The sequence below is a fragment of the Streptomyces sp. NPDC101160 genome (assembly GCF_044768205.1).
GTDB lineage: Bacteria > Actinomycetota > Actinomycetes > Streptomycetales > Streptomycetaceae > Streptomyces.
In genome coordinates this window covers 77039-84919 of sequence record NZ_JBIWPJ010000014.1, presented here as the reverse complement: position 1 = coordinate 84919, position 7881 = coordinate 77039, and the positions used below count along the sequence as shown (strand labels likewise).

Genomic DNA, 7881 nt, shown 5'->3' with positions numbered 1-7881 from the left:
CGTTGTCGCTGTGGGGGGGGGGGGGGGGGGGGGGGGGGGGGGGGGGGCGGTGGGGGGGGGGGGGGGGGGGGCCGGGGGGCCGGGGGGGGGGGGGGCCCCCCGCCCCCCCCCCCCCACGACCCTGCTGTTGCGGCGCCCGGAGCGGAGCGGGGCGTCAGCGGAAGCGGCGCGAGTAGAGATCGAACTCCAGGGCCTGTCCCTCCACGGCCGCGTGCACCTCGGCCAGCGCCATTCGGGCCGCCGACTGCACGCCCGGGACCCGGACGGTCTCGACGATCCTCAGCAGCGCCCCGTAGCAGTCGAGGAGCTCCCGCTCCTGCGCCTCGGTCAGTTCAGCTTGCCCGTTCATCGTGGAACCTCTTCGCCTTGACTTCGAATCGGGGAAGGCTGCCGGGGGCGACGACTTCGACCTCCGGCCGCAGGCCTATCTGCTCTTTCATCTCGGTGCTGATACGGGCGCCGAGAGACGCGGTGTCGAGGCCGGGGACGGCCCGTGGCTCCACCTGGAGCACCACGATGTCCAGGCCCCGGTCGGTGCGCAGCACCGTCTGGAACTCGCTGACCTCGTCGAACCCGCGCATGATGTCCTCGACCATGACCGGTGTGATGGAGACGCCGCGGATCTTGCGCATCTCGTCCGTGCGCCCGAGGATGCCCCGGTCGAACCAGTCCCAGGTACGGCCGCAGCCGCACTCGTGCCATGGGCGCTTCACCACCAGGTCGTCCGTCCAGTAGCGGAAGATCTGGATGCCCTCCCGGCCGAGACCGGTCATCACCCGGACCCCGCGCTCGCCGTAGCCGACGGGCTTGAGAGTCTCGGGGTGCAGCACCTCCTCGAGCACGCCGGTCTCCAGGATGTGGTTGGCGCCGGGCCGGGAGGGACACTCGAAGATGTTGAGCGTGCCGAGCTCGGTCATGCCGGCCACGTTGTAGACCGGGCAGCCGAACGCCTCGGAGATGGCCCGGTCGGTGCTCTCGGGGCGGGGCTCGGCGGCGCCCACCAGGATCTTGACGTTGGCCTCCTCGGCGAGGTCGATGCCCATCTCACGGGCCGTCTCGATCAGGCGCAGCGCGTAGGTCGGGGTGCAGGCCAGGAACTCGATCTGCTGTTCCACCAGGAGCCGGACCCGGCTCTTGGAGTCCATCGACCCGGTGGGGACCATCGTGCAGCCGAGGCGCTCAAGACCGTAGTGCATCCCCCAGAAGCCGATGAACAGGCCGTAGCCGAAGGCGAGCATGGCCTTGTGCTGCGGGCGCACCCCCATGCCGTACAGCGCGGTGCACCACATGTCGGCGCCCCAGGCCCAGTCACGCGCGGTGTCGAAGGTCCGCAGCGGCGGAGCGCCGCTCGTGCCGCTCGTCTGGTGGTGGCGGATGGCCAGGGCCGGATCCACCGACGGCAGGGTGCCGTACGGCGGGGCGACCTGCTGGGACGCGATGAGGTCTGCCTTGTAGAGCAGTGGGACCCGCTCGGTGAAGTCCTCCAGCGAGGTGATGTCCTCGGGCAGCCGCTCGGCCCAGAAGGGCGAGTTCGCCCGGGCGTGGTCCAGGGCCCGGCTGAGCTTGCGCCACTGCCAGGCATGCAGCTCCTGGCGAGGCATGGTCTCGGTCTTCTTGTTCCAGTACTCCACTTTCCCTCTCCACCAATCAGGGAGCAGTCGGATGCAGAACGCAGCAGTCGGCCCAACCGGCGGCGACCACGGTGTCGATGTCGTCGCGGGTGCGGGCGCCGCCGTCGGCCCACACCGTTACGCCGCCCTCGTTGCGCACGGCGTCCGCGAGCGCGACACCCTCGACGAGCAGAGCGTCCGCGCCGCCGTCGGCCAGCCGCCGGGCCAGGGCGACGAGTTCGGCCGTGTGCAGTGCCTCGCCCGCCTCGTCGATCCCGGCGGGGGCGGGTAGCGCGGCGGCGACGGGCCGGGCCGCCGGCCAGTGTTCGCGCAGGGCCTTCAGCGCGGTCAGTCCCGCCTCCGGGTCCGCACCGACGTCCAGGAGCACCAGCGCGTAACCCGCGGCGAGGGCGCGCTCGGCCAGCTCGGCGTAGTCCGCCGGGCTCTCCATGACGGGCACGCGCAGGCCCGCCACCGCGGCACCGACGGGCGGGGTGGGGACAGCGGACGAGTCGGTCACCGTGACGAGCGACAGACCGGCGCCCCGGGCGCCGGTCAGGGTGACGATCCGGTTCGGCAGTTCGAGACCGCCGACGCGCAGCGGCGCGAAGGCAGGGGAGGGAGCGACGTCGACGGGCGTTCCGGTCGCCCCGCTGTGGAACCAGGCGTCGTACGCGGCGATGAACCCGGGGTCGCGACGGGCGATGTCAGCGTGCGTGATCTTCCAGGACCGGGCCGTCAACTGATAGGCGAACTGGTCCGGTTCGAAGCCGACATAGCGCGGCATCTTCTCGAAGTAGCGCTCGGAACGGCGCGCCGCGGCCTGGAACTTCTCGACCTGGGGCCGGCGGACCGCCTCGTACGCGGCGAGTGCCGCGGTGAGCTCTCCGGGCCGGGCGGCGAGCTCCGTGGCGAGGGCGATGGCGTCCTCGACGGCGAGCCGGGTGCCCGAACCGATCGACCAGTGCGCGGTGTGGGCCGCGTCGCCGATCAGCACGGCGCGGTCGGTGTGCCAGTAGGAGCACGTCAGGTGCGGGAACCGGGTCCAGGGGGCGCCCTTGGTCAGGACCGCCGCGCCCTCGAGGTCCTGGGCGAAGATCTCCTGGCACAGCCGGGCCGCGTCCGCCTCGTCCATGGCGGCGAGGTCGGACTTCTCCCAGGTCTCCGGCGAGGTGTGGACGATCAGGGAGCTCCACGGCTGCCCGGAGGGGTAGGCGTAGGCCCGGAAGACGCCCCAGGGGGTGTCGCGGAAGATGTACGTGAAGTCGTGGAAGACCCGGTCGGTGCCGAACCAGGCGTAGACGAACTCCGACTCGGCGAGCGCGGGCCCGAACCGGTCCTTGTACGCCTCCCGGACCGCGGACCGGACGCCGTCCGCGCCCACGATCAGGTCGGCGCCGGCGTGCGGGTCGATGTCCTGGACGGAGTGCTCGAAGGTGATCTGCGCGCCCGCCTCGGCCGCGGCCCGCTGAAGGATCTCCAGCAGCGCGGCGCGCGGGATGCCGTGGAAGCGATTGCCGTTGACGCGGCGCCGGAACCCACGGTGCCGGACGTCGACATGAGTCCAGGTCGTGCCCGCGGCCACGACGGCCGCGTGGACGTCCGGGGCAGCCTGGGCCAGCTGGTCCAACGCGCCCTCGGGGAAGACCACACCCCAGCCGTACGTGGTGCCGGACGGGTGCCTCTCGTACACCCGTACGTCCTCGGCGGCCCCGAGGCGCCGCAGGAGAACAGCGGTCATGAGCCCGCCCGGGCCACCGCCGATGATGTCCACTCGCATGTGTCTGTCCTGTTCCGTCACCGGCGGATGTGCGCCGCGTTCTTCCAGGCACGGACCGCCGTGCTCAGTGCCCGCACCCGCGCTCCTGGCGCGGCGGACCGCACGGCGCGGATCGCCGCGCTGCCCACCACCACGCCCGCGGCGTGCGGAGCCAGCGCCTCGATCTCCTCCGCCTCGCTGATACCGAAGCCGACGAGGAACGGCTTGGTCGCCGTCCGGCCCAGCTCCTCGGCCAGGGCCCGGGCCGAGTCCAGGTCCACCCGGCCGCCCGTGCGATCGGCCAGGGCCCGGTAGGTCAGGTGCTGTGCCCCGGCCTCGGCGCGCGTCACCTCGGCCGGGCTCGCGGTCGCCGGCAGCACCGGGACGGCGCTCAGACCCGACGCGGCCACCCGCTCCAGGCCCCCGTCGTGCCACGGCCGGGTCAGCACGACGCCGTCGGCGCCGGCGGATGCCGCCCCGTCGAGCAGCGGACGCCAGCCGAGGTCGTCGGAGGTCTCCGGGTAGATCAGGGGCAGCAGCGGGGTGTCGGGCAGTGCCTCGCGCAGCCGTCCCAGCACATCCCAGGCTTCCTCGGTGGTGGTCGCGGCGGCCCGGCGGAACGAGTCACGGATCTCCTCGCCGCGCGGCGCGGCCGAGGGCGTGGGCAGTCCGAGCTCCAGGACGTCCGCACCGGCCTCCACCGCGGCGAGCGCGAGCTCGACGGGCCGGCAGTCGGCGGGAGCGTGCGTCAGATAGACGACCAGCAGGGAACGCCGGTCCTGCTCGGCCGAGCGCAGGGCCCGGCCGAGCCGGTCTACGCCCGCCATGCCGCCGCTTCCAGGGTCCGCAGGAAGCCCACCGGGTCGGGGTGAACGGCGACCGCGGTCCCGATCAGTACGGCGTCGGCGCCGGCCCGGGCGGCCCGGGCGACGTCCTCGGGCGTGTGCAGGCCGCTCTCCGAGATGACGAGGACCTCGGGCGGCAGCAGGCCGACGACGGTCTCGCTGTGTCCGACCGTGCCCTCGTCGAGTTCCAGGGCCCGGATGTCACGGTTGTTCAGGCCGATCACGCGGGCGCCCAGGGCGACGGCCTGCTCGGCCTCCTCGCGGGTGTGCACCCCGATGACCGGCTCCATGCCCAGCTCGACGGCGCGAGCCTGCATCTCCTGGACCAGTCCCAGGTCGCCGATGGTGCGCAGCGTCAGGTGGACGGCGTCGAAGCCCACGGCGTGCGACTCGTCCATCTGCGCCACGCTGGTGAAGAACTCCTTGCGCATCAACGGCACGCCGGCCAGCGCGCGGATGCGGCGCGCGGTGTCCAGACTGCCGCCGAAGTACAGCGGCTCGGTGACGGTGGAGAGGCCGTCGACGCCGGCGTCCAGCAGCTCCTGGACGAGGCCCTCCACCCGGTGATCGGGGATGAGTTCGCCGTCACGGGGAGATCGGCACTTCACGTCGACGATGAGGGCCGCACGGCCCTCGGAGCGTGCCTGCGTCAGCGTTCGGGCGAACGACCGGGATCGTGGCCGCGCCAGCGCGACACCGGCGGCGGACGAAGGTCGGGCCTGGCCGCCGTCGCCTGTGAGTGTCCCTGTCATCACGCGCCCCTGTTCCGTCGCCGCCGTTGCCTCTCTGCCCTGCGATCGTCGTCCTCGGGAGCGAAGCGGTGCATCTCTTGACGTGCGGTGTCACGTGCGGTGTGACCTGCGGTGGGACGGTGTACGACGAGGAGGGCACGGCGGTCGCCGCACCCTCCTCGTCCTGCCCTGTTTCAGGTGTCAGGCACGGGCGTCGTCCAGGACGGGGGCCGCCTCCGGCTGCGCGGAGCCGCCTTCCTCGGCCGGGGCCGGCCGCTGCCGCAGGGCGGTGCCGAGGACGATCGCGACGAGGGCCATGACGACCGCGGTCACGCCCGCGACGGTGTTGAGCCCCGTCGTGAACGCGTCGCGCGCGGCGTCGAGGACCCGCGCACCGAGCTCCGCGGGCACGGCGTCGGCCGCTCCCGCGGCGCCCGCGAGCGTCTCACCGGCCGCGTCGGCCAGCGGCCGGCTCAGCCCCGCCGGCAAGCCGTCACCGACGAGCCCGCGGTAGACGGCGGTGCCGAGCGTGCCGAGCAGCGCCAGACCGAGGGTCGAACCGAGGACGTTGCTGCTTTCGGACAGCGAGGCCGCCGAACCCGCCTTCTCCACCGGTACGGAGCCCACGACGAACCCCGTACCCAGCGCGAACAGCGGGCCGACACCGAAGGCGACGAGTGCGATGGCGCCGGAGACGACGGCCGCGCCCGCCCCGCTGCCGACGAGCGCGAGCGTCAGCAGCGCGCCGGCGGACAGGACCAGCCCGCCCACCATCGCCGTCAGCGGCTTGACCCAGCGGACGAACAGCGGCGACAGCAGCACGCCGGCCGCGATGCCGCCGCCTGTCGGGGCCTGCCACAGCCCGGCCTCGGCCGGGGTGAGTCCGGCCACGCTCTGGATGTACTGGCTGGTCAGGAACGAGGTCCCGGCGAACGACGCGGAGGCCAGGGCCATCGCCGCCAGCGCGATGGTGAACGCCGGGCGCGTGAACAGGCGCAGGTCCACCAGCGGGTCGTCCAGGCGCCGCTGACGGCGGACGAAGGCCAGCCCGCTGACAGCCCCCACCGCGAGTGCGAGGAACGCCACGCTCGGGTTGGCGTCGCCGGCGGCCAGCTCCTTGACGCCGTACACGAGCGGCAGCAGCGCCGCCAGGGACAGCGCCACGCTGGCCAGGTCCAGCCGGCCCGTGTTCTCGTTGCGGAATTCCGGCAGGAAGCGCGGCGCGGCCACCAGGAGCACCACCATCACGGGTACGCCGAGCAGGAAGACCGATCCCCACCAGAAGTGCTTGAGCATCAGGCCGCCGATGGCCGGGCCCACCGCGGCGCCGCCGAACTGGCAGGCCGCCCAGAGCGAGATGGCCAGCCCGCGCTGCCGGTCGTCCCGGAACATGTTGCTGATCAGGGCGAGGGTCGACGGGTTGAGCGTCGCACCCGCCACGCCCAGCAGGGCGCGCGCCGCGATCAGCGTCCACGGGCTGTGCGCGTACGCCGCCACGACGGAGGCGACGCCGAAGGCCGCCCCGCCGATCATCAGCAGCCTGCGGCGGCCGATCCGGTCGCCGAGGTTGCCCATCGTGATGAGGAAACCGGCCAGCATGAAGCCGTAGATGTCGGTGATCCACAGCTGCTCGGTCGCGCTGGTCCCGAGGTCCTCGCTGAGATGAGGAAGCGCCAGGAAGAGCACGCCGATGTCGAGGGCGATCAGCAGGGTCGGCAGGGCCAGGACCGCGAGGCCGATCCACTCCTTGCGTCCGGCCCTGAGGGCCGGTGCGGGCATGTTCGTCATGGCGATTCCTCCTCTCGTCGGTCGGGTCAGCCCGCGGCCACGGCCTCGGCGACGAGGGCGCCGATCTGCTCGACGGCGCTCGCGTCCGCGGGGTTGAAGCGGTTCTTGGTGAGCGCGAACGCCACCTTCGTGGTGGTGTCGGCGTAGCCCGCGCTGCCGCCCATGCCCACGGCGCCGAAGACATGGCGGGTCTGCTGCGGGTCGGCACCGGGGCGGCCGATGCTGTAGCCGAGGCCCCAGGCGGTCGGCATGCCGAAGACCTGGTCGACGCCCTCGATGGCCACCGAGGAGACCTCGCGCAGTCGCTCCTCGGAGATCAGCCGGACGCCGTCGACCTCGCCGAGCAGCGCCGCGTACATACGCGCGACAGCGCGGGCCGACATGGTGCCGCCCGCCGGGATGTCCGCGGTGAGGATCTCCGGCCGGTTGCCGTAGCCGGCGCTCGGCATGACCTGCGGCGGGGCCGCACGGAACAGCGGCAGGTCCGCGGGGAAGTCGCCGAAGGCATTGGGGTCCATCGGGGCGTCCTCGAGCCGGGCCAGCCGGCCGAGCTCGCTCGCGGGCACGCCGAAGAACAGCTCGCCGGCGACGCCCAGCGGCTCGGCGATCTCCTCGCGCAGCACCTGCGAGATCGGCTTGCCGGTCGCCCGGCGCACGGTCTCACCGAGCAGCCAGCCGTACGTGAAGGCGTGGTAGCCCGTCTCGGAGCCCGCCTCCCACCACGGGGACTGTGCGGCCAGCGCGGCGCACATCTTGTCCCAGTCGGCGAGGTCCTCGTGCGTCACGTCGGCGGGCATGCCGGGGACGCCGGCGGAGTGCGTCAGCGCGTGCCGCACCGTGATGCCGGTCTTGCCTTCGGCCCCGAACTCGGGCCAGAGCTCGGCGATCGGGGTGTCGTAGCCGAACAGGCCGCGCTCGACGAGGACGTGGACCACGGTGGCGGTCACGCCCTTGGCGGTCGAGGCGCTGTAGAACGGCGTGCCGGACTCGACCGGGCGGCCTTCCTCGGCGTCGGCGACGCCCGCCACCGCGTCGACGACCAGTTCGCCGTCGACGTACACCGCGGCCTGCAGGCCGAGCTCGGCGCCCGACTCCACCAGGCCGTCGAGGGCTTCCTGGACCTTCTTCTGAATGTCGCTCATGCTTTC

General features: G+C 73.1%; 7 protein-coding genes. All 7 read right to left on the bottom strand.

The genetic code is table 11. The features are described from left to right. Positions 1 to 154 precede the first annotated feature (154 nt). The 7 genes from ACIRSU_RS35075 to ACIRSU_RS35045 all read right to left on the bottom strand — a co-directional run bounded on the left by ACIRSU_RS35075 (position 155) and on the right by ACIRSU_RS35045 (position 7875). Positions 155 to 349 carry a DUF6052 family protein gene (locus tag ACIRSU_RS35075; protein ID WP_403801230.1) on the bottom strand — a complete coding sequence of 65 codons (195 nt, stop codon included), beginning with the start codon at positions 347 to 349 and terminating at the stop codon, positions 155 to 157. After that, positions 333 to 1631, bottom strand: coding sequence for a phenylacetate--CoA ligase family protein (locus ACIRSU_RS35070; RefSeq protein WP_403801227.1), 1299 nt, complete (start codon positions 1629 to 1631; stop codon positions 333 to 335). Before ACIRSU_RS35070 ends, ACIRSU_RS35075 begins: the two co-directional genes overlap by 17 nt. A 16-nt stretch (positions 1632 to 1647) precedes the next feature. After that, the gene (locus ACIRSU_RS35065) at positions 1648 to 3390 is read right to left on the bottom strand and encodes an FAD-dependent monooxygenase (RefSeq protein WP_403801224.1); all 1743 of its coding nucleotides are present in this window, start codon (positions 3388 to 3390) and stop codon (positions 1648 to 1650) included. A gap of 17 nt (positions 3391 to 3407) precedes the next feature. Beyond that, positions 3408 to 4196 (bottom strand): tryptophan synthase subunit alpha, encoded by a 789-nt coding sequence (locus ACIRSU_RS35060; protein ID WP_403801221.1) that lies wholly within the window; start codon positions 4194 to 4196, stop codon positions 3408 to 3410. Continuing rightward, on the bottom strand, positions 4184 to 4966 hold the full coding sequence (locus tag ACIRSU_RS35055) for an indole-3-glycerol-phosphate synthase (protein ID WP_403801218.1): 783 nt from the start codon (positions 4964 to 4966) through the stop codon (positions 4184 to 4186). The genes ACIRSU_RS35060 and ACIRSU_RS35055 overlap by 13 nt, the downstream gene beginning before the upstream one ends. 180 nt (positions 4967 to 5146) lie before the next feature. After that, positions 5147 to 6733, bottom strand: coding sequence for an MFS transporter (locus ACIRSU_RS35050; RefSeq protein WP_403801216.1), 1587 nt, complete (start codon positions 6731 to 6733; stop codon positions 5147 to 5149). 26 nt (positions 6734 to 6759) lie between these two features. Next, positions 6760 to 7875, bottom strand: coding sequence for a serine hydrolase domain-containing protein (locus tag ACIRSU_RS35045; protein ID WP_403801214.1), 1116 nt, complete (start codon positions 7873 to 7875; stop codon positions 6760 to 6762). Between the last annotated feature and the right edge of the window lie 6 nt (positions 7876 to 7881).

Bases quoted from the DNA above. Each gene is read 5' to 3' on its own strand.
- ACIRSU_RS35075 (WP_403801230.1), bottom strand. From the start codon at position 349: ATGAACGGGCAAGCTGAACTGACCGAGGCGCAGGAGCGGGAGCTCCTC.
- ACIRSU_RS35065 (WP_403801224.1), bottom strand. From the start codon at position 3,390: ATGCGAGTGGACATCATCGGCGGTGGCCCGGGCGGGCTCATGACCGCT.
- ACIRSU_RS35060 (WP_403801221.1), bottom strand. From the start codon at position 4,196: ATGGCGGGCGTAGACCGGCTCGGCCGGGCCCTGCGCTCGGCCGAGCAG.
- ACIRSU_RS35055 (WP_403801218.1), bottom strand. From the start codon at position 4,966: ATGACAGGGACACTCACAGGCGACGGCGGCCAGGCCCGACCTTCGTCC.
- ACIRSU_RS35050 (WP_403801216.1), bottom strand. From the start codon at position 6,733: ATGACGAACATGCCCGCACCGGCCCTCAGGGCCGGACGCAAGGAGTGG.
- ACIRSU_RS35045 (WP_403801214.1), bottom strand. From the start codon at position 7,875: ATGAGCGACATTCAGAAGAAGGTCCAGGAAGCCCTCGACGGCCTGGTG.